This is a genomic window from Methylocystis sp. MJC1, assembly GCF_026427715.1.
Taxonomy (GTDB): Bacteria; Pseudomonadota; Alphaproteobacteria; order Rhizobiales; family Beijerinckiaceae; genus Methylocystis.
In genome coordinates this window covers 2,380,675-2,405,837 of the sequence record NZ_CP107558.1, presented here as the reverse complement: position 1 = coordinate 2,405,837, position 25,163 = coordinate 2,380,675, and the positions used below count along the sequence as shown (strand labels likewise).

Annotated in this window: 23 protein-coding genes; 11 read left to right on the top strand and 12 right to left on the bottom strand. The window is 64.6% G+C overall.

Going from position 1 to position 25,163, the window contains the following annotated elements; translation table 11 throughout:
• The first annotated feature begins 151 nt into the window (after nucleotides 1-151).
• Nucleotides 152-889, top strand: a complete 738-nt coding sequence (locus OGR47_RS11760; protein WP_165053757.1) for a metallophosphoesterase family protein — start codon at nucleotides 152-154, stop codon at nucleotides 887-889.
• Nucleotides 890-953: 64 nt separating this feature from the next.
• Here OGR47_RS11760 and OGR47_RS11755 read toward each other — a convergent pair whose 3' ends face one another.
• From OGR47_RS11755 to rsmI, 3 genes are read right to left on the bottom strand one after another with little or no spacing between them, the layout of a single operon-like run.
• Nucleotides 954-1,334 carry a YraN family protein gene (locus OGR47_RS11755; protein ID WP_165053759.1) on the bottom strand — a complete coding sequence of 127 codons (381 nt, stop codon included), beginning with the start codon at nucleotides 1,332-1,334 and terminating at the stop codon, nucleotides 954-956.
• Nucleotides 1,334-1,459, bottom strand: coding sequence for a hypothetical protein (locus OGR47_RS11750; protein ID WP_256367640.1), 126 nt, complete (start codon nucleotides 1,457-1,459; stop codon nucleotides 1,334-1,336). The genes OGR47_RS11755 and OGR47_RS11750 overlap by 1 nt, the downstream gene beginning before the upstream one ends.
• On the bottom strand, nucleotides 1,459-2,373 hold the full coding sequence (gene rsmI / locus OGR47_RS11745) for a 16S rRNA (cytidine(1402)-2'-O)-methyltransferase (RefSeq protein WP_165054002.1): 915 nt from the start codon (nucleotides 2,371-2,373) through the stop codon (nucleotides 1,459-1,461). Before rsmI ends, OGR47_RS11750 begins: the two co-directional genes overlap by 1 nt.
• Nucleotides 2,374-2,572: 199 nt before the next feature.
• Between rsmI and OGR47_RS11740 the strand changes: the two genes are divergently transcribed.
• On the top strand, nucleotides 2,573-3,796 hold the full coding sequence (locus OGR47_RS11740) for a penicillin-binding protein activator (RefSeq protein WP_165054004.1): 1,224 nt from the start codon (nucleotides 2,573-2,575) through the stop codon (nucleotides 3,794-3,796).
• A 380-nt stretch (nucleotides 3,797-4,176) separates the two neighbouring features.
• Here the strand turns inward: OGR47_RS11740 and glyS are convergent, their stop codons facing one another.
• A complete protein-coding gene (gene glyS / locus OGR47_RS11735) occupies nucleotides 4,177-6,699 on the bottom strand; it encodes a glycine--tRNA ligase subunit beta (RefSeq protein WP_165053762.1) in 2,523 nt (840 codons plus the stop codon).
• A 476-nt stretch (nucleotides 6,700-7,175) separates the two neighbouring features.
• Here glyS and OGR47_RS11730 point away from each other — a divergent pair, with 476 nt between their 5' ends.
• Nucleotides 7,176-8,408, top strand: coding sequence for a cell wall hydrolase (locus OGR47_RS11730; protein ID WP_306792340.1), 1,233 nt, complete (start codon nucleotides 7,176-7,178; stop codon nucleotides 8,406-8,408).
• Nucleotides 8,409-8,648: 240 nt separating this feature from the next.
• Here OGR47_RS11730 and OGR47_RS11725 read toward each other — a convergent pair whose 3' ends face one another.
• Together OGR47_RS11725 and OGR47_RS11720 are read right to left on the bottom strand one after the other, a co-directional pair.
• On the bottom strand, nucleotides 8,649-9,509 hold the full coding sequence (locus OGR47_RS11725; RefSeq protein WP_246729740.1) for an aminotransferase class IV: 861 nt from the start codon (nucleotides 9,507-9,509) through the stop codon (nucleotides 8,649-8,651).
• Nucleotides 9,461-10,639, bottom strand: coding sequence for an aminodeoxychorismate synthase component I (locus OGR47_RS11720; protein WP_165053768.1), 1,179 nt, complete (start codon nucleotides 10,637-10,639; stop codon nucleotides 9,461-9,463). Before OGR47_RS11720 ends, OGR47_RS11725 begins: the two co-directional genes overlap by 49 nt.
• A 64-nt stretch (nucleotides 10,640-10,703) precedes the next feature.
• Here OGR47_RS11720 and OGR47_RS11715 point away from each other — a divergent pair, with 64 nt between their 5' ends.
• The 4 genes from OGR47_RS11715 to OGR47_RS11700 all read left to right on the top strand — a co-directional run bounded on the left by OGR47_RS11715 (nucleotide 10,704) and on the right by OGR47_RS11700 (nucleotide 15,759).
• The gene (locus OGR47_RS11715) at nucleotides 10,704-10,847 is read left to right on the top strand and encodes a hypothetical protein (protein WP_165053771.1); all 144 of its coding nucleotides are present in this window, start codon (nucleotides 10,704-10,706) and stop codon (nucleotides 10,845-10,847) included.
• A gap of 119 nt (nucleotides 10,848-10,966) precedes the next feature.
• Entirely contained in the window at nucleotides 10,967-11,791 is an 825-nt protein-coding gene (locus OGR47_RS11710; RefSeq protein ID WP_165054008.1) for a TIGR00282 family metallophosphoesterase, read from the top strand.
• A gap of 484 nt (nucleotides 11,792-12,275) precedes the next feature.
• Nucleotides 12,276-14,492, top strand: a complete 2,217-nt coding sequence (locus OGR47_RS11705) for a TonB-dependent receptor (RefSeq protein WP_165053773.1) — start codon at nucleotides 12,276-12,278, stop codon at nucleotides 14,490-14,492.
• A gap of 370 nt (nucleotides 14,493-14,862) precedes the next feature.
• The gene (locus OGR47_RS11700; protein ID WP_165053776.1) at nucleotides 14,863-15,759 is read left to right on the top strand and encodes a neutral zinc metallopeptidase; all 897 of its coding nucleotides are present in this window, start codon (nucleotides 14,863-14,865) and stop codon (nucleotides 15,757-15,759) included.
• Here the strand turns inward: OGR47_RS11700 and OGR47_RS11695 are convergent, their stop codons facing one another.
• Nucleotides 15,760-16,275 (bottom strand): transposase, encoded by a 516-nt coding sequence (locus OGR47_RS11695; RefSeq protein ID WP_165053779.1) that lies wholly within the window; start codon nucleotides 16,273-16,275, stop codon nucleotides 15,760-15,762. It abuts the gene before it with no gap.
• A gap of 122 nt (nucleotides 16,276-16,397) precedes the next feature.
• Between OGR47_RS11695 and OGR47_RS11690 the strand changes: the two genes are divergently transcribed.
• The 3 genes from OGR47_RS11690 to OGR47_RS11680 all read left to right on the top strand — a co-directional run bounded on the left by OGR47_RS11690 (nucleotide 16,398) and on the right by OGR47_RS11680 (nucleotide 20,394).
• Nucleotides 16,398-17,936, top strand: a complete 1,539-nt coding sequence (locus OGR47_RS11690; protein ID WP_165054010.1) for an NAD(P)H-hydrate dehydratase — start codon at nucleotides 16,398-16,400, stop codon at nucleotides 17,934-17,936.
• A 204-nt stretch (nucleotides 17,937-18,140) separates the two neighbouring features.
• Nucleotides 18,141-18,785 carry a carbonic anhydrase gene (locus OGR47_RS11685; protein WP_165053782.1) on the top strand — a complete coding sequence of 215 codons (645 nt, stop codon included), beginning with the start codon at nucleotides 18,141-18,143 and terminating at the stop codon, nucleotides 18,783-18,785.
• Nucleotides 18,786-18,828: 43 nt separating this feature from the next.
• Nucleotides 18,829-20,394, top strand: a complete 1,566-nt coding sequence (locus OGR47_RS11680) for a SulP family inorganic anion transporter (protein ID WP_165053785.1) — start codon at nucleotides 18,829-18,831, stop codon at nucleotides 20,392-20,394.
• A gap of 298 nt (nucleotides 20,395-20,692) precedes the next feature.
• Here OGR47_RS11680 and OGR47_RS11675 read toward each other — a convergent pair whose 3' ends face one another.
• A complete protein-coding gene (locus tag OGR47_RS11675) occupies nucleotides 20,693-21,445 on the bottom strand; it encodes a glycerophosphodiester phosphodiesterase family protein (RefSeq protein ID WP_165053789.1) in 753 nt (250 codons plus the stop codon).
• A complete protein-coding gene (locus OGR47_RS11670) occupies nucleotides 21,442-21,924 on the bottom strand; it encodes a RidA family protein (RefSeq protein ID WP_165053793.1) in 483 nt (160 codons plus the stop codon). The genes OGR47_RS11675 and OGR47_RS11670 overlap by 4 nt, the downstream gene beginning before the upstream one ends.
• Before the next feature lie 111 nt (nucleotides 21,925-22,035).
• Here OGR47_RS11670 and OGR47_RS11665 point away from each other — a divergent pair, with 111 nt between their 5' ends.
• A complete protein-coding gene (locus tag OGR47_RS11665; protein WP_165053795.1) occupies nucleotides 22,036-22,854 on the top strand; it encodes a cell envelope integrity EipB family protein in 819 nt (272 codons plus the stop codon).
• 58 nt (nucleotides 22,855-22,912) lie between these two features.
• Here the strand turns inward: OGR47_RS11665 and OGR47_RS11660 are convergent, their stop codons facing one another.
• The 3 genes from OGR47_RS11660 to OGR47_RS11650 are packed head-to-tail and all read right to left on the bottom strand — an operon-like array spanning nucleotide 22,913 to nucleotide 25,140.
• Nucleotides 22,913-24,040: an SGNH/GDSL hydrolase family protein gene (locus OGR47_RS11660; protein ID WP_165053799.1), complete on the bottom strand. Its 1,128-nt coding sequence runs from the start codon at nucleotides 24,038-24,040 to the stop codon at nucleotides 22,913-22,915.
• 22 nt (nucleotides 24,041-24,062) lie between these two features.
• Nucleotides 24,063-24,302, bottom strand: coding sequence for a hypothetical protein (locus OGR47_RS11655; RefSeq protein WP_165053803.1), 240 nt, complete (start codon nucleotides 24,300-24,302; stop codon nucleotides 24,063-24,065).
• Between the two features lie 43 nt (nucleotides 24,303-24,345).
• Entirely contained in the window at nucleotides 24,346-25,140 is a 795-nt protein-coding gene (locus OGR47_RS11650) for a DODA-type extradiol aromatic ring-opening family dioxygenase (RefSeq protein ID WP_165054012.1), read from the bottom strand.
• Nucleotides 25,141-25,163: the final 23 nt, after the last annotated feature.

Sequence of the window (25,163 nt, the reverse complement as noted above, 5' to 3'; positions counted from 1 at the left end):
TTTGCCCCTCGGCCTGGGAGAGTCTTCCGCGTGGCATTGTCGATAGCGGAGGCTTGATTGGAAGGGCCACAGCCGATGGCGTCAATGGCGCCATTGCCGCTTTTTTCGTCGTTTAGGTCGCGACCACGAAATTGGATCGGAGGATGCGCCGATGGCTGAAGCAATGGTCTCGAACGCCGCAGCGCCGGAGGGCGTGCGGATTTATGCGATCGGAGACATCCACGGCCGCGCCGATCTTTTGGATCGCCTCGCGCAGAGCGTGGACGGCGATCTTCGAAATGGCGCCTATGACCGTGTGATCACGGTCTTTCTAGGCGATTATGTCGATCGCGGTCTCGACTCGCGGGGCGTGATCGACCGTCTGGCGCGTCGCGACTTCCCAACGCCCATCGTGACCTTGCGCGGCAATCACGAAGACGTGATGCTGCGCTATCTCGACAACCCAGCGCTGCTGGACCAGCTCGTCGCCTTCGGCGGGTTGACGACGCTCGCCTCCTACGGCGTCGACGCGAGCCGGGAAATGACGCACGGCGGTGCGCCGGCGGTGCTGAAAGCGTTTCTCGAGCGTTTTCCCGATTCGCATCGGCGCTTTCTCGAAGAGACGGCGCTTTCAGCCGAATATGGCGATTATTTTTTCTGCCACGCCGGCGTGCGGCCGCATGTGCCGCTCGCCCAACAAGACCCCGGTGATCTCATGTGGATTCGCTATGAGTTCCTGGGCTACCGGGCGCCGTTCGAGAAGGTGATCGTGCATGGGCACACGCCGCATGCGCGCGTGGAAAATCTGGCGAACCGCATCAATCTGGATACGCACGCTTTCAAGAGCGGCGTGCTGACGGCGGGAGTGTTGGAGGGAAGGCAGCGGCGGTTTATTGATACGGGTGGGTGATCCTATGCAATCACGCAGCTCCGCTCGGTTGGTTCGCCACGCACGTCGTTCAAGCAGAATAGTCTCACCCCACCCCCAGCTCGAAAGCATTCTCCACATGCTGCGGCAACTTTCCCGGCGCGATGAAGATCGCGTCGCCGCGCAGCGTGCAGCGCATCGCCCAAGGGTTCGCGGCGATCCAGCGATCAATGGCGCGCGAGATGCGGCGCTGCTTTTGCGGGGTGATGGCGATGGCGGCCTCCGCCAGATCGCCGCGCGCCTTCACCTCGACGAAGACGACGGTGTTTCCGCGCTTTGCGACAATGTCGATCTCGCCGCCCTTCGTGCGGAAGTTACGGTCGAGGATCGTATAGAGTTGTACGCGCAGCCACAGGGCTGCGATGGTTTCCGAGCGCAGTCCATAGGCAAATGCGGAGCGGCGCGCGTCTTCGTCCCTGTGCTTCATCACTCAGCCAGAAAAGAATAGAAAAAGAAGGTCACATCACTATCAGGCTTTCCCTTCAGCACCCCGCTTTTGGCTTTGGATTCCCGATCGCTCGCTGCGCGAGCGTCGGGAATGACAGGGCTCATTACTTCCCTCGCTCCGCCGCCAATTGCAGCGCCCGCGCATAGACCTGGCGGCGCGGCTGGCCGGTCTCCGCCGACACGACGCTGGCGGCGTCCTTCACAGAATAAGTCCCCAAAGCGGCCTCGATTTTGGCGTCGAGATCCGCGGCCGCGACCTCCGCCGCGCCCGCTTCCGGCGGCGCCACCAGCAGCACGATCTCGCCCCTGGGCGGCTCCTCCTTGGCGAGCGCCTCGGAGAGTTCGTCCAACCGCCCGCGCCGAACGGATTCGTACATCTTCGTCAGCTCGCGGGCGATGGCGGCGCTACGCGGGCCGAGCACCGCGGCGCAATCGGCTAGCGTCTCGGCGAGGCGGCGGGGGCTTTCGAAGAAGACCAGCGTGCCGGGAATCTGCGCAAGCTCCGCAAGTCGCGCCCGCCGGGGGCCGCTCTTATGCGGCAGGAAACCTTCGAAGAAGAAGCGATCGGTCGGCAAGCCGGCGACGACGAGCGACGCCAGGACGGCGGAAGGGCCGGGGACGGAAGTGACGTGCAACCCCTTTTCCAGCGCCTCTTGCACCAGCTTGAATCCCGGGTCCGAGACGAGCGGCGTGCCGGCGTCGGAGACGAGCGCCAGCTTCGCGCCCGATTCCAGCCGCGCGAGAAGATGCGGACGAATCACCGCCGCGTTGTGCTCGTGATAGGCGACGAGCGGCGTCGAGATTCCATAATGCGCCAACAGGTTCTTGGTGACGCGCGTATCCTCGGCGACGACGGCGTCGGCGGCCGCGAGCGTCGAGAGCGCGCGGAAGGAAATATCCTTCAAATTGCCGATCGGCGTGGCGACAACATGCAGGCCGGGTTCGATTTTCTCGGCCTCGGCGCGCAGGCCGAACGCCGTGTAGCCCGCAGCGGGAGAGGGGGCGTCGTCGGCGGCCATGCTGGCAATCTCCATATCGTTCGTTTTGTCGCCCGAATGTTCGGAATATGGAACGATCCGAACCGTCTCGGCAAGGCCCCAATTTACTCCCAAAACCCTCATCTATTGACATTCACGTCGGGAGACGGACCCTATGCACAGGAAACATGCGCGCGCGGCCCCGGCGGCTCAGGCGCGGGGGCTTGGGGTCTCTATGAAGATGGGTTTTTCAGCTGGCTTTCCCGGCGCTGTCAGGCGCTTGCGTGCGGGGCTTCTCGCCGGCGCGGCGGCGCTGACGCTTGCGGCTTGCCACCCCGGAGCGGGGCCGGGCATCCCCGGCGCGAAGGATCTTCGCGTGGGCGCGCCGCCCTCGGGGCAGGTCGCGACCGCCGACGCCAGCGAGACGATCGGCAATGGCGCGGTGAAGGTTGGCCTCGTGGTGCCGCTGACCGGCCCCAATGGCCCGTCGTCGGTCGGCGCCTCTTTGCGCAACGCCGCCAAGCTCGCCTATGCCGACAGCGGCTCCAATGACGTGACCATTCTGGTCAAGGACGACAAATCCACGCCGGCCGGCGCAGCAGCTGCCACCCAGGAGGCCGTCAACGAGGGCGCGGAAATCATCCTCGGCCCGGTCTTCGCGACCGATGTGAAGGAAGCTGGCCGCGTCGCGCATTCCGCCAGCAAGCCCGTGATCGCTTTCTCGACCGATTCCTCCGCGGCGGGGAAGGGGAACTATCTCCTCTCCTTCCTCGTCGAAGGCTATGTCGATCGCGGCGTGAGCTTCGCGGCGCAGCGGGGCAAGAAATCCATCGCCGTGCTGGCGCCCGAAAATGATTACGGAACCTTGGCCCTGGCGCAGTTCCAGCAAAGCGCCGCAAATTACGGCCTGCGCGTGCCGATGATCGAGCGCTATAAGCCCGGCGCTCCGGGCGAGTCCGTCCAGCGCCTCGCCGCCGCCCGCGACCAGTTCGACGCGATTTTCGTCCCCGAACAGGCCGACGCGATGGGGAGCGTCTCGAAAGAGCTCGTCGCCAATGGCATCGACTCGAAGAAGGTGCAGATCATCGGCACGGGCCTTTGGAACGACGCGCGCGCGTTGAACCTGCCGGCGCTGCAGGGCGCCTGGTTCACGGCGCCGGAGAACGCCGGCTTCAACGCCTTCGCGCAGCGCTACAAGGCGAAATTCGGCTCCGACCCGGCGCGCATCGCGACGCTCGCCTATGACGCCGTGTCGCTCGCCATCGCATTGTCGCGCTCGCAGGGTTCGCAGCGCTATTCCGAGGGCGTGCTCACCAATCCCTCGGGCTTCAACGGCGCCGACGGCGTCTTCCGCTTCCGGCCCGACGGGACGAATGAACGCGGCCTCTCGGTGCTCGAAATCGGCGGCGGCGCGGCGAAGATTATTTCTCCGGCGCCGAGAAGCTTTACGGGGAACGGGGCGTAATTCGAGATCCGCTGATTGGTTCGGTGTCATTCCCGACGCTCGCGAAGCGAGCGATCGGGAATCCAGAGCAGAATCAGCGCGCTTGTGGCTCTGGATTCCCGGTCGGGCTTTCAGCCCGCCGGGAATGACAAAAGCCCCATGCGAGCTGTTCAAACGGAAGCGGTAACGCGTTCAAACGGCCGTCATGGCCGGGCTTGTCCCGGCCATCCACGCCGAGGGATACGGCCTACCTCGGGACGTGCTGATCAGCAGGCGAGGTTTGGCCCCACCGTAACTCATCCCCAAACGCTCTGGCGTCTGCGCGGCGTGGATGGCCGGGACAAGCCCGGCCATGACGCGATTTGACGAAGCGGCTCGCGATCAGCGTGTGGGTGGATGCCTCAGGCCGTCGCCTCGCCTGCGACCTTGCCAAAATCCGCCACGCCCATCATCACCCGGCGCAGCTCGGCGAGCAGGCGCAGGCGGTTGAGGCGCAGGTCGGCGTTTTCGGCGTTCACCGTCACCTTATCGAAGAATTCGTCCACCGGCTCGCGCAGCTTGGAGAGCGCGCGCATGGCGTCGGCGAAGTCTTCCTTCTTGAGCCGCTCGGCGGTCTCCTCGCCGGCGCGCGCGATCGCCGCGGCGAGCTTGTGCTCCTGCGGTTCGATGCGCAGGTTCGGCGCGTGGCGCTGGGCGTAGGCCTCGGGGCCGTCCTTCTTTTCCTCGGCTTTCAGAATATTCACCGCGCGCTTGAAGCCGGCGAGCAGGTTCTTGCCGTCGTCCGTGGCGAGGAAGGAATCGAGCGCTTCGACCTTCTTGGTGATCATGAGCAGATCGTCCTGAAGCGGCGCAGCCGCCTCGCCGTCGGCGAGGGCCACGGCGCCGAGCGCCGCGTCAATAAGATCGTAACGGGCGCCCTTGTCGCGCAAGTAGACCTTCAGGCGATCGACGAAAAAAGGAACAAGCGTAGTCGTTATGAAGGCCGCCGGCCTTTCATAAATAGAACGAAGGTGGGGCGCGCGCTCCAAGTCGTCAACAAGACCGTTGCTAGCAACAGACGACCCGCTGTGGTCCAACGGTGGTCCGAAAACAACAAACGGATGAAAGCTATCCAGCTCGCTGAGACGCTTTTTCAGTTCCTCGTACGCTGCGGAGCGACGGGCAATTTCGTCTTCCGCTCCATCTGGACCGTGACTAAGGTCAGGATAGCCCATTTGAGCCGATCCGGCATCCGCCCCCTTCTCATCAACGAACCCATCGTAATTGAGCAAGGTGCGGTAGGGCTCGTTTCCCCAATGCGGGGAAGGAGCATTTTCTGTCTGGGGGTCATAGTCCCGGGCAAGGGCTACATAGCCAAGCTCTGGCCTAAACCCAAAGCAGAGATATGTCAGGACGCCCCATCGAATTGCCGGGCTTAGGTTAATTCGAATCTGGTTTTCCAAAACCACTCTAATCACCCCCAGCGCGGCGCGGCGCAGGGCATAGGGGTCTTTGCTGCCTGTCGGCTTCTCATCGATCGCCCAGAAGCCCACGAGCGTGTCGAGCTTGTCGGCGAGCGCCACGGCGATGGAGACCGGATCGGTCGGCACATAGTCGCCTTGACCTTGCGGCTTGTAATGCTCGTAGCAGGCGTTCGCGACCGACGAATCCTCGCCCTGCGCTTTCGCATAATAGCTGCCCATCAGCCCTTGTAGCTCAGGGAACTCGCCGACCATCTCGGTCACGAGATCGGCCTTGCAAAGCTCCGCCGCCCGCGCGGCCTTCTCCGGGTCCGCGCCGACGATCGGCGCCAGCTCCCTCGCGAGCGCCGCGATACGCTTCACCCGCGCGCCCTGCGTGCCGAGCTTTTCATGGAAGACGATCTGGTCGAGCTTGGGCAGGCGCTCTTCGAGCTTCGTCTTCAGATCGGTCTCATAGAAGAATTTCGCGTCCGACAGGCGCGCGGCGATGGGGCGTTCATTGCCGGCGACGATGGTCGCGCCATGGTCGCTGGCCTCGATGTTGGAGACGAGGATGAAGCGGTTGGCGAGGGTTCCGTCCTGCTTGCGCAGCACGAAACACTTTTGGTTCACGCGGATCGTCGCGCGAATGACTTCCGGCGGAACGGAGAGGAAGCTTTCGTCGAAGGATCCCATCAGCGTCACAGGCCATTCGACGAGGCCCGAGACTTCCTCCAGCAGGCCAGCGTCTTCGACGAGCTCCAAATGCTGCGCGAAGGCGAGGTCTTTCGCGTCATGCAGAATAATGTCGCGGCGGCGATCGGGATCGAGGACGACCTTGGCGCGCTCCAGCGACATGGCGTAGTCCTCGAAGCGTTTCACGCGTATTTCGCCCGGCGCCATGAAGCGATGGCCGCGCGTGACGTCGCCCGATTTTATGCCGTCGACCTCGAAGGGCACGATCTCCGGCGTCTCCGTCTCCGGGCCGAAGGTCGCGACGATGGAGTGCAGCGGGCGCACCCAGCGCAGGCTGTCGCTGCGCTCCGAGGCCGCGCCCCAGCGCATGGATTTCGGCCAGGGGAAGCTTTTGATGATCCCCGGCAAGAGGTCGGCGAGCACCTGGATGGTCTCGGCGCCTGGGCGCTCGATCACCGCGAGGTAGAATTCGGCGCCCTTTTTGTCTTTCTCGATCCGGGCCTGATCCAGCGAGGCGAGGCCGGCGCTTTTCAGAAAGCCGGCGACCGCCGCCTCCGGCGCGCCGACGCGCGGGCCTTTGCGCTCCTCGCGCACATCCGGCTGGCGGCCGGGCAGGCCGACCACCTGCAAGGCGAGCCGCCGCGGCGTGGCGTAGGCGGCCGCGCCCTCATAGGTCAGGCCGCGCTCGACAAGCGCATTGGTGACGAGCTTCCTCAGCTCGTCGGCCGCCTGCCGCTGCATGCGCGCGGGAATTTCCTCGGAGAAGAGTTCGAGCAGAAGGTCGGGCATTTATTCGTCCTGAATCTCGGTGGGGAACCCGTACAGCGGCGGCGGAAACATGTCGAGGCTGTCGATGGGGCAGGCTGGGCGATCCGGCAAAGGACTTCCTCTTCCTGAGGAGCCGCCGCAGGCGGCGTCTCGAAGGACGAGGAAGTCCGACCACGCCGTATGTTCCTCTCCTTCGTCCTTCGAGACGGCCTCTGCGAGGCCTCCTCAGGATGAAGGAGAGGAACATACGGCGCCTGCCCTCCGGCGCCGCGCATCAGCTAGCGAGGTTAGGCGCCTCATTCTGGCACGCGGGCGCGACGCCGGCCGAAACGCTTCCGCAAGCCTAATGCTCCGATAATCAAATTGACAAAAATTTTCGCATTGCGACGCGCGGCCCGCGACGGCCCGCGGCCGCGTCAGGTGCGGGTAGGCTTATGCGTCGTCGGTCGAAAACGCGTCGGTTTCTTGGCGTCCTACCTCCCTGGGCCGTAAGCGTGATGGCGCCTTGGGCGCTGGGCGTTGGCGCGCTCGTCTCCTTCACCGCGAGCGCCGGGCAAGACACTGTCGGCGACTGGAATGTGGCGCCGCTCACCGCCCGCGCCCGCGCCGCCGCCGCCCCGGCGACCTTGCAGCTTGCGTCTTTCGGCGAGATCGCCACGGGCGAGTTCGGCCTCTCCGGTCAGAGCCGCGCGCTGGCGCAGAGCGCGCGGCTCATGGTGGGCGCCCCGGACGAGATGCGCTCGATCCCCGACGAGCGCGAGCCGCACGTCGATTTGAAGCCCAACGCCAAGGATTTTCCAGAGGTCGACCGCGCCCATAAGGGCGATCCCGTCATCGCCATGCGGCCGACCTTCGAGACGCGCGTGATCAACCCGGCCGCGCTCGGCCTTGCCGAGCCGGCGCGTCTGACGTTCCGCATCGAGGGTAAACATGCAGCTCGAACCAGCCTGACGCTCGCCCCCCGCGGCGCGCTTCCGGGCGACGACGCGATCTATGAGGCCGAGGCGGAACGCGCCGAATCGCTGAACACGACGCAGACCCAGAAAGCCACAGCAGCGGCCTCGCCGTCGCAGAATGGCTCGAAAGCGACGCCGCCCGTCGCCGAGCCGCCGCGCGAGACCGCCAATCAGGCGCTGGCGGATCGCGCGCTGTATGGCGCGACGCCAGCGGTTTCGCGCGCGGTGGCGCTCGGCTCCTCGACGCCGGCTCAGCCCGACGCCGTGCCGATCGAGGTGTCGTCCTTCCCGCGGGCAACTCTTGCGCTCGGCGCGCCCGACAAGGCGGCGCGGCCCGATTACGCCGCGCTCGTCGATCGCGACAGTATGGATCGCGAACGGCGGTGCCTGGCTGAAGCGGTTTACTTTGAATCGCGCAGCGAACCCGAGGCCGGTCAGGCGGCGGTGGCGCAAGTGGTGCTCAACCGCATGCAGAGCGGGCTCTATCCGGCGTCGATCTGCAGCGTCGTTTATCAGAACCGGCATCACTACAAGGCGTGCCAGTTCTCCTTCGCCTGCGAAGGCAAGTCGCTGCGCATCACCGAGCCGGAATCATGGGCGACGGCCGTGCGCATCGCCAATGAGGTGATGGACGGTCGCACTTACATCACCGACGTCGGCCGCTCGACGCATTATCATGCGACCTACGTTAAGCCGAGATGGGCGCGCGCGCTGACGCGGATGGATATGATCGGCCGCCATATCTTTTATCGGCTCAAGCCGGGTCAGACGTGATGGCGCGGGTCTTGGCGTCGCCCGAAGCCGCCGGTGCGCGTATAGATTGTAAACCAGATCAGAAAAGCCGACGCGACCCACGCACAAGCAAAGGGATGCGCAGCGATCAGTTGCCTCAAAGCGTCCATGTCCAAAGCCTCTTACTGAAATGAAGCCGCGAGCTTTTGCGCGCCGCAGTTAATAATTCCGTTAGGCGGTCGGGGAGACTGAGCGCATCGGCGGCGCGTGGTTAAGCGTCGGTCAATTGATGCGGGCTGCGCGCACGAGGCCGCGCACGGAGTTTCCGAGGTAGAACTCTCGCCCCAGATCATCGAGCCGCAAGACCGCTTCACGGGCGCGGCCCTGCGCGATGAGGCTGGCGCGCAGCGTCCCCGGCAGCAGGCCGCTCGAAAGCGGCGGCGTGAGCAAAACGTCCCCGGAGGGAACGAAGAGATTGCAGCGCGCGCTCTCGCATAGCTCGTCGCGCTCATTGAGGAAGAGGACCTCGTCCGCGCCCTGGCGCTTGGCGGCTTCGGCGAGCGCATCCTCATAGAGCGCGCGCCGCGTTGTCTTGTGCCAAAGCAGGGGATCGGCGGAGGAGAAACGCCGCTCCGCGAGGGCGACGCGCCAGACGGTTTCGGGCGGGACGGGCTCGATGGGCGTGGCGGAGGTTTCGATCGAGCCGTCGCGCGACAAGACCAGACGAACCCGCAATCTCTGGGGGGGAGCCGCAGTCTGCTCCCTCTCCCGCGCAGCGGGGGAGGGTTGGGGAGGGGGAATATCAGCTGCGACTAACTCGGGGTTGAAAGGCCCCCTCCCTGTCCCTCCCCCGCCTGACAAGTCGGATGTTTCCGACTTGTCCACTTCTGCGAAGTCGGCAGCAGCCGACTTCGATGGGAGAGGGGACGCGGTTGCGTCATTCGGGACAAAGGTCGAGACGGCCATGTTGAGCGCGGTCTCTACCTTTTCCTGCTCATGCCGAAACCCCAACGTGGTGCTCGACGCGGCAAGCCGCGCCAGATGCTCAGGCAGCAGCGCGAAGCCGGCTTCGGGCGTCCACAGCAGGGTTTCGATCAGGCCGAAGTCGGCGTCCCGGTCAGGAATCGGGCCTTGATCAGACATTCCTCATACTCTTCACGGGCGCGGGAATCCGCGACGACCGCCGAGCCGACATTACAGACCAGCTCGCGGTCAGGAAAAATCGTCAGCGTGCGGATCGCGACATTGAAGCGGATGTCGCCATCGGGCGCGATGAGGCCGAGCGAGCCGCAATAGACGCCGCGCGGCGCGCATTCGAGATCGCGGATGATCTCCATCGCGCGGATCTTCGGCGCGCCCGTCACCGAGCCGCAGGGGAAAAGCCCCGTGAAGAGGTCGGCCAGCGTCACGTCGTCCCGCAGCCGCGCCTCAATGCCCGAGGTCATCTGATGCAGCGTCGGGTAGGTTTGCACGGTGAAGAGGTCCGTGACCTTCACCGAGCCGACCTCCGCCAGCCGCGAGAGATCGTTGCGGAGCAGATCGACGATCATCAGATTTTCGGCGCGCGACTTCTCGTCCTCGACGAGGTACTGCGCGCGCGCCATGTCCTCGGTCGGCATCACGCCGCGCTGCGCCGTGCCCTTCATCGGCCGGGCGCGGATGGCGCGCCCCTGCGCCTCGAAGAAGACCTCCGGCGAGAGCGAGACGACCGTCTCCTCGCCGAGCGCCACGACGCCGCCATAAGCGACCGGCTGGCGCTTGCGCAGGCCGCGATAGAGCGCCAGCGGGTCGCCCTCGTAGCGGCCGTAGAGCGGGAAGGTGAGATTGATCTGATAGACGTCGCCCGCGAAAATATAGTCGCGGCAGGCCTGGAAACGCTCGGCATACTCGGCCTGCGACCAGGCGGGCGTCAACGGGATGTAGGGCGCCGGGGCTTCGGCCGGCGGCAGAGTCCAGGGCCGAGGCGCGCGGAAGGCGCCGAACAGCAGCAGCGGCGTGCGCGAGCGCGGCGTCGTCTGCGTCCAAAATTTGGGCTCCAGCGCATAGCCGAGCTCATAGCTGGCGTAGCCCGCGAGATAGAGCCCGCGCTTCGTCGCCGCCTCCATGCGGGCGAAGGCGTCCTTGGCCTCGCGCGGCTCGCGGGCGACGATGATCTCCTCCGGCTCGTCGAAGATCAGGGTGCGGCCGTCGCGCCCGTCCTCGAAAACGACATAGGGCCGCGCCGGCGCGTCGGTGAGCGTCGGGGAAATCGGGCTGGCGGCGGCGTCGGGCATTTTGGGCGGGGCTCGTTTCACGATAATGTTACAACACACCAGGGCGATTGGGCGAAGAGCAATCTTGCAGTTTCGGCGCCTCAGCCTGCCCTTTACGGTGAGGCGGGCGGCGCTGGATTGCTTCGTCGCTACGCTCCTCGCAATGACGGCGCTGAGTTTTCCCCTGACAGCCTGGATCGCCCCCGGCAAATCGGACGCCCTCACCTAAGAAAGGGCGGACGTTTTCGCAATCGGGAAATCTTCCCAGCGGCGTAGAACAAGTTTTGATCTGCGGCCCTTTGCGGGCTATTGAGGATCATGTCCACTGGCCCCAAAAACGCGCAACCGCTGCGCATCCTCTTCGTCGGCGATGTCCTCGGCCGAGCCGGCCGCGCCGCGGTGGTCCGCTATGTCCCGCGGCTGCGCGAAAAATGGGCGCTCGATTTCGTGGTCTGCAACGGCGAGAACGCCGCCGGGGGCTTCGGCATCACCGAGGCGATCTGCGAGGAGATGCTGATGGCGGGCGTCGATTGCGTGACGCTCGGCAATCACGCCTTCGACCAGCGCGAGACCCTCGTCTTCATCGAGCGCCAGCCGCGCCTGCTGCGGCCGATCAACTATCCGCCGGGCACGCCGGGGCGGGGCTCCAATCTCTTCACCGCCGCGCGCGGCCAGCAGGTGCTGGTGATCAATCCCATGGGCCGCGTCTTCATGGACGCGATCGACGACCCCTTCGCGGCGATGGAGCGCGAGCTCGGGGCATGCCCCTTGGGCGTCGCCTGCGACGCCATCGTCGTCGACATGCACGCGGAGACCTCGAGCGAGAAAATGGCGCTCGGCCATTTCGTCGATGGCCGCGCCTCGCTGGTGGTGGGCACGCATACCCATGTGCCGACCGCCGACGCGCAAATCCTGCCGGGCGGCACCGCCTATCTCACCGACGCGGGCATGACCGGCGATTACGACTCGGTGATCGGCATGGACAAGGAAGAGCCGCTGCGCCGCTTCATCCGCAAGACGCCGGGCGCGCGTTACGAGCCGGCGAGCGGGGAGGCGACTTTCTGCGGCGTGGCGGTGGAAATCGGCGCGGACGGCCTCGCGGCAATGATCTCGCCCGTTCGGCTCGGCGGTCGGCTGAAGCAGGAATGGCCACAGGAGTGGGGCGCGCCGTGAGGGTGGGCGCCGAGGGGGAGCGGATTAGGGCAATCGGATAGAATAGGGATCTTACAGCTATTGATTCACACGTTCCGTGGCCTGTCCTGGCCGGGCTTGTCCCGGCCATCCACGCCGAGGGGCACGGCCGACCCGTAATCACTATCGCATAGACCAAGTTCAGCAGGGCTTGGCAATCTTCCCAGTTCTGTTCCTTACATCGGCGGGCAAACGCTCCAAAGGCCGATGTATGCGCAGCCCAGCATTCGCTGTCATCCGCCGGGCGTGGATGGCCGGGACAAGCCCGGCCATGACGAGGTTAGCGAAATAAAGACGCGTCCATGTGCTGTCTTTGCGGGATGCGTCGCTTGCATATTTCATGTATTTTCAAGTGATTAGCGCGCAGCGGCACGGTAAAGGCAAGCGCGCTTCCTCCGGCTAGCGCCAAGCTTTGTAATGTTATATTGTTACAGGAATCGCTAGCTCATATTCCTGGATGCCTCCCATGTCGCCCTATCGCCTTCGGCGTTTGCTCACCCTTACCGCCGTCGCCGGTTTCACCGTTTCAAACGGCCCCGCCTTTGGGCAGCGGGCGCTGCCGACGATCGACGTCGGCTCGGCGCATCGACATCGGACGACTGCTCCGAGGCAGGCCGCCGCCGCAACGACGCGCTCGACGCCAGTGCGGGCCCTTCGAGAGACACAGACCGCGCCTGCGCCGTCCCAATCAACCGCGGATGGCCAAACGGCGCGGCTCGACCGGCTGCTGCCAAAAGCCGGTGCCAATGTTTACAGGCTCGACCGCAGCGCGATCGAGTCGCTGCCGCAGGGCAATCAGGCGACGCTCGATCAAATCCTTCTGCAAAGCCCGGGCGTGACGCAGGATTCGGCGGCGGGCGGGAGCTTCCACATTCGCACCGAGCACGGGAACGTCCAGTACCGCGTCAACGGCATTCTCTTGCCTGAGGGCGTGTCGGGCGGCTTCTCTCAGGTGATGGACACGGGCTTCATCGGCTCCCTGTCGCTCATTACCGGCGCGCTTCCCGCGCAATATGGGCTGCGCACGGCGGGCGTCGTCGACATCGTGTCGCGTCCGCCCCCGCCGACGCCGGGCGGCAGCGCCAGCATCTACGGCGGCAGTCATGCGACCGGACAGAGCGCTTTCGAATACGGAGCCCAGCTCGGCCGCTGGGAAGCCTTTGCCTCGGGCCGCCTGACCATGAACAATCTCGGCCTCCAGAATACGACGCCCGGCCATGAGGCGCTGCACGACCGAACGAGGCAGGGAAGGTTTTTCGGCTTCGCTTCCTACGCGATCGACGAGTCGACCAAGCTGAGCTTCATCACCGGAACATCCGTCACGGGCTTCCAAATCCCCAACAATCCCGGCCAACAGCCACAGTTCGCTCCCTTTGGCGTCAGCGCGTTCGACTCCGGGAAGCTCAACGAAAACCAAGTCGAACGCACTTTCTATAACGTGCTCGCGCTCTCGAAATCCACAGCCGAGCTAGAAACTCAGTTGTCTTACTTCTCGCGCTACTCGACGGTCCACTTCGTTCCCGATGCGGTCGGCGATCTCGTTTTCAACGGCGTTGCGTCCGAGGTCTATCGCGCGGGCCTCGTCAACGGCCTGCAGGGCGACGCCGCCTACCACATCGGCGACCACACGGTCCGCGGCGGCTTCACCGTCAGCGGCGAGCAAACCAAAGTGATAAACTCTTCGCTCGTCTTGCCGCTCGACGCCGACGGCAATCCGGGCAACGCGCCGATCGGCGCTTATGATCCCAATGTGAAGCTCGGCTGGCTCGCCGGCGTCTATGCGCAGGACGAGTGGAAGCTCACCGATAAACTCACGCTGAACGCAGGTCTGCGTTTCGACCAGATGTGGCAGTTCGTGACCGCCAATCAGCTGAGCCCGCGCGCATCGCTGGTCTTCAAGCCGGTGGACGACACGACGATCCATATCGGCTATGCGCGCTATTTCACGCCGCCCTCGCAGGCCCTCGCGGCGCCGACCAATCTTGCGGTCTACGCCAATACGACCCAGCAGGCGGAGGTCCCGCTTTCGAGCCCCGTGCGGCCCGAGCGCGCGCATTATTTCGATGTCGGCATAACGCAAAGGCTGACGCCGCAGCTCGAAGCGGGTGTCGATTTTTATTACAAGCGGGCGCGCAATCTCTTGGACGACGGCCAGTTCGGACAGGCCTATGTCCAGACCGCTTTCAACTACGACCGGGCCTATAATACGGGCGTGGAGCTCAAGACGCTTTTCCACCAGGGCGATTTTCGCGCGTACGCCAATCTCGCCTGGGCGCGTCAGCGGGCGACGCAGATAACCTCGAACCAGTTCCTGTTTGCTTCCGACGAAATCGACTATATCTCTCGCCACTACGTCTACACGGATCACGCGCAGACGCTGAGCGGTTCGGCGGGCGCTTCCTACGTCTTCTGGGGGACGCGCGGCTCCGTCAGCATGATTTACGGCAGCGGCTTACGGAGCGGCTTCGCCAACACCACGCATGTCTCGCCCTATACGCAGGTCAATCTTGGGCTCGCGCGCGAGATCGGGACGGTCTTCGACCGGCCCCTTTCCCTGCGCTTCGATATCGTCAACCTGCTCGACCACGCCTATCAATTGCGCGACGGCTCGGGGATCGGCGTCTTCGCGCCGCAGTACGGGCCGCGCCGGGGCTTTTTCGTCGGGCTGAAGCAGGCGTTTTGATCGGACGGATCGATCGACGCGGCGATAACGGTTTCTCTCCCTCCCGGCTATCGCATGCACATCTTCACGTCGCCGCCCACGTCATGGCCGGGCTTGTCCCGGCCACCCACGCCGCGCGAACCACATCAAAGGCTGGGCATAGGTCGCCATGAATGTGTCGGCGTAAGGAGCAGGGCTTCGAAGCGTCTCAAAGCGCGCCGTGAACTTTATGCAAAGCGATAACGCGTCCTGTTGGGCTGCGCCCCTTGGCGTGGGTGGCCGGGGCAAGCCCGGCCATGACGATCCCCGAAATGCCCGCCGTCTACCCATTGCCGTCTTCGTCGATTAAATAGCCCGATACCGCCAGCTGCGGCGGGAGCGGAGCCAGTCTATGAAGTGGGAAGATTTACAGACGTCTGAGAACATCGAGGACCGCCGCGGCGAAGAGGGCGGCTTCGGCGGGGGGCCGAGCGTCGGCGGCGGCGGCATCGGCCTCGGCACGATGGTTGTTCTCGGCCTCATCGGCTGGGCGCTCGGCATTAATCCGGCGGTGCTGATCGGCGGCGCCGAGATGCTCAGCAAGATGCATGGCGAGCGCGGCCAGATCGCGCAGCAGGAGGAGCGCCCGCATCAGACGTCGAAGCCGACCGATCAGATGGGCGTTTTCGTCTCCAAGATTCTCGGCTCCAACGAGGACGTATGGTCGGCGGTGCTGCCCGAGCAGAAGGGCATATCGTTCCGTGCGCCGCGTCTGGTGCTCTTCGACGGCGAGACGACCTCGCGCTGCGGGCAGGCGCAATCGGCCATGGGGCCGTTCTACTGCCCGCTCGATCAGCGCATCTATCTCGACACTTCCTTCTTCCGCGACATGAAGCAGCGTTACGGCGGCGGCGGCGATTTCGCCTATGCCTATGTCATCTCGCATGAGATGGGGCATCACATCGAGAACCTCCTCGGCATTCTGCCCAAGGTGCAGCGCGCCCAGGCCCGCGCCGGCAGCCGCGCCGAGGCCAATGCGCTCTCCGTGCGCGTCGAGCTGATGGCGGATTGCCTTGCTGGCGTCTGGGCGAACAACGGCAACGCCCGCAGCCATTTTCTCGAGGAGGGCGATATACAGAAAGCCGTGGCCTCGGCCCAGGCGATCGGCGACGACCGCCTGCAGAAGGCCTCGCGCGGCTATGTCGTGCCCGACAGCTTCACGCATGGCTCCTCGGCCCAACGCACCGAGTGGCTGCAGCGTGGCTTGAAAAGCGGCAAGATCGACGCCTGCAACACCTTCGACCGGTGATCAGAACGTCCGGCGCGCGCTGCTCGAGAGCTCCGAGCAGCGCAGCCGCTTGGCGAGGCGCACGAGATCGGCGCTCGCCTCTGCCCGCAAGGCGCTTTTGCGCGCGATGATTCCGGCTGGCGCGGCAAGCCTGGGGACAAGCCGCGTGACGAGCGACGAGGGCGCCGCCCGCAGCACATAGGGGCGGTCGCCGCCGCCATAGGCAAGTGCGTCGTTGACCTCGTCGATAAAGCCGCGGTCGACGGCGTAGCCTGCAGTCAGCAGCAAGACTCTTTCCCGCCGTGCGAGGGCGAGCGCGCCCGCGAGCCCTTCCGTCATTTTCTCGGTCTCGACCAGCTCGCAGCCCGCTTCGTCGGCCACCTTGTCGAGCCCGCGGCCGGGCGCGCCGGCGAGAACCGCATCGGCGACGAGCCCCTCGACGCAGGCCTCGACCAGCGAGGCGAGGCTTCGCGCGATCGCGTCTCGACGCAGCGGCTGGGTGGGCGCGTCATAGGTAAGCAGAATGGCTGTCAACATGGTTGGGATGCATAACCTAAACGGCAGCGCGACGGAATGCGGCGCCAAATAAACAAGCTTTCGCATGGTTCATTGGGCGGCGGCCATTGCGCCGACCGCCGCCATCGGCCACCATCCGCCCCATGCCGACAAGCCCCTTTCCGCTCGAGCTCCTCACAACCGAACAAATGGCCCGCGCCGATCGGATGACGATCGAGAGCGGCGTGCCGAGCATGGACCTGATGGAAAGCGCCGCGGTGGCGATCGCGCGGGTGACGAGCCGCATTCTGCAACGCACCAGCGGACGCCGCGTGCTCGTGCTCTGCGGTCCCGGCAATAATGGCGGCGACGGCTATGTGGCGGCGCGGCTTCTGAAGGCGCAACGCTACAAGGTGCGCGTCGCCTCGCTGGTGCCGCCCGACCAATTACGCGGCGACGCGGCGCGTGCCGCGGCCGGCTGGACCGGCACGCTTTTGCCGGCGGAAGAATGCGATTTTCACGGGGTCGATCTCGTTATCGACGCGCTTTTCGGCACCGGCCTCGCGCGCGATCTCGACCCCACCGCCCAGGCGCTCGTCAACCGCCTGAACCAGTGGCGCCGGGAGACAAAGCAGAATGTCGTGGCCGTCGATATTCCGAGCGGCGTCGATGGGACGACGGGGGCGATCCGCGGCGCAGCGGTCGAAGCCGACGAGACCATCACCTTTTTCCGTGTGAAGATCGGGCACCTGCTGCTGCCGGGGCGCCTGCGTTGCGGCAAGCTCACCTGCGCCCATATCGGCATCCGCGCGTCGACCCTCGAATCGATGGCAGTGAAGACCTTCGTCAACACGCCGGAGCTGTGGCTTTCGACCCTGCCGCGGCCAAAGGTGGATGGGCATAAATATACGCGCGGCCATGCGCTCGTTGTATCGGGCGGCGCCTCCTTTACCGGCGCCGCGCGGCTTTCCGCTGCGGCCGCTTTGCGCGGGGGCGCGGGGCTCGTCACGCTCGCGAGCCCGAGCGACGCTTTGCCGGTCAACGCCAGCGCGCTCACTTCCGTCATGGTGCGGCCGGCCGACGGCGCCGAGGGCCTCGCCACAGTGCTCGCGGACGAGCGCAAGAACGCCGTCGCGATCGGCCCCGGCCTCGGCGTCAGCGAAGAAAGCTGCCGGCAGGTGGAGGTCGCGCTGACGCCGCAGGCCTATCGCCGCGCCGCCGTGCTGGACGCCGATGCGCTGACAAGCTTCGAGAGCGATCCCTTCCGTTTGTGGCGCGCGACCCGCGCGGCGCCCGGCCCGGTGGTGATGACGCCGCACGCCGGCGAATTCGCGCGGCTTTTTGCGGAGTGCAACGCCGATTGCGCGCTGCGCTCGAAGCTCGACAGGGCGCGCGACGCTGCGCGGGTGAGCGGGGCGGTCGTGCTCTTCAAAGGGCCGGACACGGTGGTGGCAGCGCCGGACGGCCGCGTTTCCATTCTGCCCTATGCGAGCCCCTGGCTCGCCACCGCGGGTTCGGGCGACGTGCTGACCGGAATCGTCGCCGGTCTCCTCGCTCAGAGAATGGACGGGTTTTTCGCCGCCTCCGCCGCCGTCTGGATGCACGCGCGCGCGGCAGAAATTTTCGGGCCAGGTCTGATTGCGGACGATGTCATTTCCTCGCTGCCGCAAGTATGGCGAGAGCTTTGTGGCGCGGGTGCATGAACAACATTTAATCTGATTGGCCCGTACTGCCGACATAAAAAGAAATAAAGTGGAGCTACGGCCTTTCGCCTCGTGGTCCTTTTCGTGATCAGCCTGCCTGACTAGGCTGCGCGAGGTTGCGTCCGCTGGCGATTTTCTTGGCTGTTCGCGTTTGGCGCGCGATTTATCGTGGGCGAAACGGCAATAATCAGCGATGGGCGTCCGATGCAGTCACACGAAAAGCTTCTTCTCGAAAACAAGGCTTGGGCGCAGGAAGCCCGTCATCGGGAGCCCGACTATTTCGAGCGGCTGGCGCGTGGACAACAGCCTGAATTCCTCTGGATCGGTTGCGCGGACAGCCGCGTGCCCGCCGATATCATCGTCAATGCGGAGCCGGGCCTCATCTTCGCGCATCGCAACATCGCCAATCAGGTGATTGCGACGGACTTCAACTGCCTCGGCGTCGTCCAATATGCGGTCGACGTTTTGAAGGTGAAGCACATCATCGTTTGCGGGCATTATAATTGCGGCGGCGTGAAAGCGGCGCTTTCACATCAGACGCCGGAATTGATGCTCGTTCACAAATGGCTGATGCACATCCGGGATGTGTATCGCTTTCACAGGGAAGAGCTCGACGCCGTCGAGCCCTTCGAGGAGAAAGCGAACCAGCTCGTCGAGCTCAATGTGATCGAGCAGGTTAATAACCTCTCCCATACGTCGATTCTGCAAAAGGCCTGGAAGGCGGAGCGGCGCCCGATGGTGCACGGCTGGGTCTTTTCGCTCGACGACGGGCTTTTGAAAAAGCTGATCATGCTCGGGCCCGACAGCGAGGTCGATCCCATCTACAAATGGGAGGGCGGCCCGAGCTGATCTGTAAAATTCAACCCAAGCGACTGAACAGGAGACTTCAGCCGTGCTTCGTAAACATCTGGACTATTATCTACGTTATCTTGACCACGACGTTCCGGCGGGGCTCGTCGTCTTTCTCGTGGCGCTGCCGCTGTGTCTCGGCATCGCCGTCGCATCCGGGGCGCCGCCGTTTTCCGGGGTCATCGCCGGCATCGTCGGCGGGCTCGTCGTCTCCCTCGCCAGCGGATCGCAGCTCAGCGTCTCGGGGCCGGCGGCCGGCCTTGCGGTCATCGTCGCGGCCGCGGTCGAGAAGCTTGGTTTCGACGGCATGCTTCTCGCGGTCGCGCTCTCAGGCCTCATCCAGGTCGCAATGGGCTATGCGCGCGCCGGGGTGATCGGCGCCTATTTCCCGTCGTCGGTGATCAAGGGCATGCTGGCCGCGATCGGCCTCATCCTCATCATGAAGCAATTGCCGCACGCGGTCGGTTATGATGCGGACGCCGAGAGCGATCTGTCATTCCTCGAGGGCGACAGCCATACAAGCTTCTCGTTCTTGAGATCAGCCTTGCAGTCGATCTCGCCGGGCGCGACCCTCGTCGCCTGCGTTTCGCTCGGCATTCTCATCTTGTGGGAGACGCCGACGATCAAGGAGCGCCGAATTCTCTCGCTCGTGCCCGGCCCGTTGGTCGCGGTCATCTTCGGCATCTTCTTCAATCTTGTCGCGCAGTCGGCGTTTCCCTCGTTAGCGATCGCGCCGCAACATCTGGTCGGGCTCCCCGCGATCTCCGGTCCCCTGGAGTTCTTTGGCGAGTTTCACTTTCCCGATCTCCATCTGCTCGTCAATGCGCAAGTTTATGTCACGGCCGCGACGCTCGCGCTCGTCGGCAGCCTGGAGACATTGCTGAGCCTGGAGGCGGCCGACAAGCTCGATCCGTTGAAGCGTACTGCGCCGCCGAACCAGGAGTTGAAGGCGCAGGGCCTCGGTAATTTCATTTCCGGGATGATCGGCGGCCTGCCGATCACGGCGGTCATCGTCCGCAGCTCCGCCAACATCAACGCCGGCGCTCATACAAAGGTCTCGGCCATCGTGCATGGCCTGTTGCTGCTGCTGGCCGTGATGTTTCTTTCCTCGGTTCTAAACATGGTCCCGCTCGCTTGTCTCGCCGCAGTGCTGCTGCTCACCGGCTACAAGCTCGCCAAGCCGAAGTTGACGATCGAGCAGTATGAGAAGGGCTTCGACCAGTTTGCGCCCTTCGCCATCACGATCGCGGCGATCCTCATGACCGATCTTCTGGAAGGCATGGCCATTGGCATGGCGGTCGGCATCTTCTTCGTGCTGCGCGGAAACTATCACTCTGCTTTCGCGCTCACGCGCGACGGAAGCAATTATCTGCTGCGCCTGCAGAAGGACGTGTCCTTCCTCCACAAGGCGCCGTTGCGCGATATTCTCGACAGCATCGAGCCGGCCAGCTACGTCGTGATCGACGGCACGCGCGCGACCTTCATCGACCACGACATAATGGAGACGCTCGAAGATTTCTTCAAAGCCGCGGGCGACGACAATATCCGCGTCGAGCTGAAGAACATGCGCGGCCTGGCGCGCGTGAACGGGCTCGTGGCGGCGGCTTGATCGAGAGGCGGAGGCAAGTGAAGGCCTTGCCTCCGTCGCTCGTAAAAGCTGCCAGACTCGTGCGAAAAGGATGCGCTCTATCGGCTTGAATCGCGCGCGGGCCGCGATTTGTCATTCCCGGCGGGCTGACAGCCCGACCGGGAATCCAGAGCCATAGTAGCTGTTGTTGCTCTGGATTCCCGCTCGCTCGCTTTGCGAGCGTCGGGAATGACAGGCGCTCACTAGCGACGCACGGATTTCAGGCTCTCTATCGATGAAGGACGCTTGCGCGGACACGCACCTTTGGCCATGCAATGCCTCACGGTATGAAATTCTCGAAGACGATCTGATCCGACCATTGCCGCGCGACAGTGGCCTGTGCGGCCGAGCGGATCGTCCACACAGTGACGGGAATGCCGAGCGCTTCGCGCGCGAGGAAGGGAATTGCGTGCGGAAGGTCGGTGGCGTTCCAGGAAAGAAAATCCGGTCGCGTGCGCGGATAATGCAAAAAATGAGTCATTTCCGCGCGCCGCGCGGGCGTTAACATCGGCCAATCGGTTTCGTCGTAATTGGCTTCGCCGACAACGCCGAGCGGAATATGGTCGACCCCGAGGGCGCCTCCCTGCGTGCGCAAAAATGCGATCAACTCCGGGTCGAAGCTTTCGATCACAACAGGACCATTGTAGCGCGCAAGGCATTCGGCTGCGCGCTCGGCGACGGAGAGATCGCCGTTGAAGTCGCTCTTCAGTTCGACGACAAGCGGCGTGCGGCCGGCGATCGCGGCGAGAAAGGCGTCGAAAGAAGGAATGGTCTCCGACGCGCCGCGTAGCGCCATCGCTTCGAGGCTTTTTGTATCGTGGTCAAAGGCGCGGCCGGCATGCGTGGTAAGGCGTTCCAGCGTATCGTCGTGAAAAACGACGAGACCGTCCTTGGTCGCCTGCACGTCGCATTCGATGGCGTAGCCGGCGTCAATGGCCGCTCGCGCCGCGCCGATGGAATTCTCGACGAGGCCGCCGCCGTGCAGCCCACGATGCGCGATCGGCGCGGCGGTCAGCCAGCTGACGTCTCTCACCCGAGAATCTCGAAAATGCCTTCGACCTCGACGGCGGCATCGAGCGGCAGTTGCGCGACGCCCACGGCAAAGCGCGCGTGCTTGCCATTCTCGCCGAGAACCGCGGCGAAAAGATCCGAGGCGCCGTTGACGACTTGCGGCACAGGCCCGAAATCGGGCGCGCAGTTGACGTAGCCGCCGATGCGGACCGCCTTGAGCAGAGCGAGATCGCCGACGGCGGCGTTAGCTTGCGCCAGAACATTCAACGCCGCCTGCCGCGCCGCCGCCTGTCCGTCTTCCAGCGAGACGTTCACGCCAAGCTTGCCTTTATGCGCCGGATCGATTCCCCGCGCGCCCATCGGCAATTGACCCGAAACGAACAGCAGATTTCCGGTCCGCACATAAGGAACGTAATTCGCCACGGGCGCGGCCGCCGCGGGCAGAACGAGCCCGAGCGCGGCAAGGCGTGCGGCAGGCGTGTCGCTGGTCGAATCGGACATGGTCGAGATTCCCTTCATTTATAGAAAACATTTGCTCCGGCGTCTGGCTGACCCTAATTTCAGCCATCCCGCGACGCAACGGCGGCGCATATTTCCGGGTGACATCATCTCATGATTTCCAAGCGCTCGCTCTTCGTCGTCGTCTTGCTTGCTTCCGGCCTGTCAATGGCTCTGGCGGAGGAGGCTCCTCCGCTCGCGAGCCACCGCGCGGTCTATGAGCTGACGCTGGGTAAGGCGACGGGCTCTAAGGCGCCGGCGCAGGCGCGCGGACGCATCGTCTTCGACTTTGCCGCCTCCTGCGATGGCTATGTGCAGAATTTTCGCCAGATCACCGAGCTTGTGCCAGAGGAAGGCGCCACAAAGCTCTCCGACATGCGCTCGGCGACTTTCGAGTCGCTGGACGCCAGCGAATATCGATTCAAGATAGAGACCAAGGTCGACAGCACCTCGGCCGAGCAAGTCGACGGCAAGGCGCACAAGGAAAAGGGCGCACGCGTCGCCGTCGATCTCTCGCGTCCCAAACGCGCGCAGCTCGACATCGCCGGACCCGCCTTATTCCCCAGCGAGCATCTTCGCCGCATCGTCGACGCCGCGCGCAAGGGAGAGCAGCTTCTCGAAGCGCGTGTCTATGATGGGACAGGCGAGGGCGACAAGGCGTTCGACACGCTGACGGTGATCGGCAAGCCCTTAGAGACCCCGGCGACCGAAAAGGCCGTTCAGGCGGACGCGCTCAAGGGCATGCCGCGCTGGCGCGTTTCGGTGTCTTATTTCGAGCCGGGCAAGCGCGATGGCCAGCCGATCTATGTTCTGTCCTTCGATCTCTATGAAAACGGCGTATCGCGCGCGTTGAAGCTGGATTACGGCGATTTCGTTCTCAATGGGCAGATGACGGAGCTGACCCTCCAGCCGACGGCTGTCTGCAAGAAGTAGCGACTGTCATTCCCGACGCTCGCGAAGCGAGCGATCGGGAATCCGAAGCAGAGGTGCGCTATGTCTGCTCTGGATTCCCGATCGCGCCTTCGGCCCGTCGGGAATGACGGTGTCCCTTCAACGGGAGGGGCGTTGCTTGTTGCTCGACGCTGCGAAACAACTCCCGCAAACGTTCGACGAGTGTGCGCTTGCGCCAGAAGATGACGCCGTGAATATCGAGCGTCTGCGCTTCAAAAGGCGCGATGGATGGCGCCAAGAGGAGCCCGCGGTCTTCGGGCAAGCTCATGAGCGCCCGCTCGTCCTCCGGCATGGCGATCTCGACTTCCCCGCGCGCAAGGATGCGGCGCGTGGGGTAGTGCAGCAGCATCAGATTGCGCACGAGCTCTTGCATTTGCGACCGCGGGGTTTTGCGAAAAGCGGCGTTCGCCCCGCGGATGCTGAAGGCGCCGCTGTCGTCGCTCGAGCGCAGCATCAACCCTGCAAGAAGCCCCTCGCCGGGCCATGTGGTGACGCCGCCGCGCGAGATTTCTACAAAGTCGCCATCAAAGACGCGCGATGACAGCGCCCGCACGGCGCAGGGTCCTTGAAAACGCGCTTCAGCCACATCGACATAGGAAAAGCGCGCCGTTTCGGCTTGGCCAAACGGGGCAGGGACGCCGGCGCCTAACGCGCCGAGCAGGGCGTCGGCGACGCATCCCGCGGCTGCGGTCGTCAGATGATTTTCATCCTGGAAATGCGCCGCTGTCAGACGCTCATCGAAAATATCGGAAAGCCATAGCGCCGGAACGGACCGCCGTTGCGCCGCCTTGCGATAAATCTTCTGCACGCGCGTGGTCGCGCTGCGCTGGCGGTCGGTTGGGCGCGGCTCCAGGCATAAGAAGAACAAGCCGATCCCAGCGTCGGCGCAAAAGTCCATGACCGCGTCGAGCGCGTCCTCGACAAGCGCGGGTTTGAGCACGTCGGCGTCGAGGAGAAGGATATCGTTCAGGCAATATTCGAAGACGATGAGGTCGGGCGCTTCGGCGCCGTCGCGCGCCCGTTTGAGCAGCGCCATCAAGCCATAGAGAGAGCCCACCGCGCCGAGAAAGCGGTTCTCTACCTCATGGTCGCGGGCCAGTTCGGCGAATTGGACGGCCCAGCCGTCTTTAATGCCCGCATTGGAGCCGCCGAGCAGGAGGATTTTCACGCTGCGACCCTCTTGCGCTCGATCAACGATCTCTCGCGGCGCCGGCGTTCAAGCCGCCGTAGAAGCCGCTCCAGCCAGCGCGGGGCTTTTCCTCTTTCGCCGCCATGGGCTCGATCGCCCGGCGCGGCAAGAAAATATCCGCCTTACGCCTGCTATCGGCCTCGGGGCCGTGGATAGCAGGAGCCCGCCCGAAGGCGTCCGTGGCGAGAGCAGGGGCGACAATCGCCATGCCTGCGCTCAGGAGGATCGCGAAGCGCGTCATGGCGGCTTCCTGCCATCAAAGGCGGAATGGCGCAAGCTGAGCGCTAACCGAAGCGGTAGCTCGACGCCGTCACGCCGCCGAACAACCCCACGTCGTGATAGACGCGGACAGCCGTCTCCGCCTCGGCGGCGCCGAGCGCGACAAAAAGCGGCGCGAGGTGGTCCTCACGAGGATGGCAGATGCGGGCGTAAGGGGCCTGGGCCCAGTCCTCTATGGCTTGTCTGCGCACATCGGGAGCCGCCGCAAGCGCCTCGGCGAGCCATTGATCGAAGGCCTCTGACGGCTCCCGCGCCTCGGGGCCGAAGAGACGCAAATTGTGGTAGCTGAGGCCCGAGCCGATGATGAGGACGCCGTCCTCGCGTAGCGGCGCCAGGGCGCGGCCGAGCGCAAGATGCTCAGCGGGATCGTAGCCCGTCTTGAGTGAAACCTGGATCGCCGGGATCTCCGCGGCCGGATACATCACATAGAGCGGCACGAAGGCGCCGTGATCGAAGCCGCGGGTCTCGTCGAGCCGCGCCGGCAGGCCCGCGGCGCGGATGAGTCCCGCAGCGCGCGCGGCCAGTTCCGGCGCGCCGGGCGCGGGATAGACGATTTCATAAGTCTCCTGAGGAAAGCCGGAATAATCATAGACCATCGGCGGCCGGGGCGCCGACATCACCGCGAATTCCGGGCCTTCCCAGTGGCCCGAGACGACGATGACGGCCTTGGGGCGGTCGCCGATTTCAGAAGGCATGCGGGCAAGAGCGGCTTCGAGATTGACGAACCGGCGACGCCATTCGGGAACCCAGGGCCAGGGGCCGCCGCCATGGGAAACGAAATAGGTGGGCAGTCTCAAGATGGCGTCGCTTTCGTTTTCGAGAA

Coding starts and splice junctions, on each gene's coding strand:
- OGR47_RS11760 (WP_165053757.1), top strand. CDS start 152: ATGGCTGAAGCAATGGTCTCGAACGCCGCAGCGCCGGAGGGCGTGCGG.
- OGR47_RS11755 (WP_165053759.1), bottom strand. CDS start 1,334: ATGAAGCACAGGGACGAAGACGCGCGCCGCTCCGCATTTGCCTATGGA.
- OGR47_RS11750 (WP_256367640.1), bottom strand. CDS start 1,459: ATGAGCCCTGTCATTCCCGACGCTCGCGCAGCGAGCGATCGGGAATCC.
- rsmI (WP_165054002.1), bottom strand. CDS start 2,373: ATGGCCGCCGACGACGCCCCCTCTCCCGCTGCGGGCTACACGGCGTTC.
- OGR47_RS11740 (WP_165054004.1), top strand. CDS start 2,573: ATGGGTTTTTCAGCTGGCTTTCCCGGCGCTGTCAGGCGCTTGCGTGCG.
- glyS (WP_165053762.1), bottom strand. CDS start 6,699: ATGCCCGACCTTCTGCTCGAACTCTTCTCCGAGGAAATTCCCGCGCGC.
- OGR47_RS11730 (WP_306792340.1), top strand. CDS start 7,176: ATGGCGCCTTGGGCGCTGGGCGTTGGCGCGCTCGTCTCCTTCACCGCG.
- OGR47_RS11725 (WP_246729740.1), bottom strand. CDS start 9,509: ATGTCTGATCAAGGCCCGATTCCTGACCGGGACGCCGACTTCGGCCTG.
- OGR47_RS11720 (WP_165053768.1), bottom strand. CDS start 10,639: ATGCCCGACGCCGCCGCCAGCCCGATTTCCCCGACGCTCACCGACGCG.
- OGR47_RS11705 (WP_165053773.1), top strand. CDS start 12,276: ATGTCGCCCTATCGCCTTCGGCGTTTGCTCACCCTTACCGCCGTCGCC.
- OGR47_RS11700 (WP_165053776.1), top strand. CDS start 14,863: ATGAAGTGGGAAGATTTACAGACGTCTGAGAACATCGAGGACCGCCGC.
- OGR47_RS11695 (WP_165053779.1), bottom strand. CDS start 16,275: ATGTTGACAGCCATTCTGCTTACCTATGACGCGCCCACCCAGCCGCTG.
- OGR47_RS11690 (WP_165054010.1), top strand. CDS start 16,398: ATGCCGACAAGCCCCTTTCCGCTCGAGCTCCTCACAACCGAACAAATG.
- OGR47_RS11685 (WP_165053782.1), top strand. CDS start 18,141: ATGCAGTCACACGAAAAGCTTCTTCTCGAAAACAAGGCTTGGGCGCAG.
- OGR47_RS11670 (WP_165053793.1), bottom strand. CDS start 21,924: ATGTCCGATTCGACCAGCGACACGCCTGCCGCACGCCTTGCCGCGCTC.
- OGR47_RS11665 (WP_165053795.1), top strand. CDS start 22,036: ATGATTTCCAAGCGCTCGCTCTTCGTCGTCGTCTTGCTTGCTTCCGGC.
- OGR47_RS11655 (WP_165053803.1), bottom strand. CDS start 24,302: ATGACGCGCTTCGCGATCCTCCTGAGCGCAGGCATGGCGATTGTCGCC.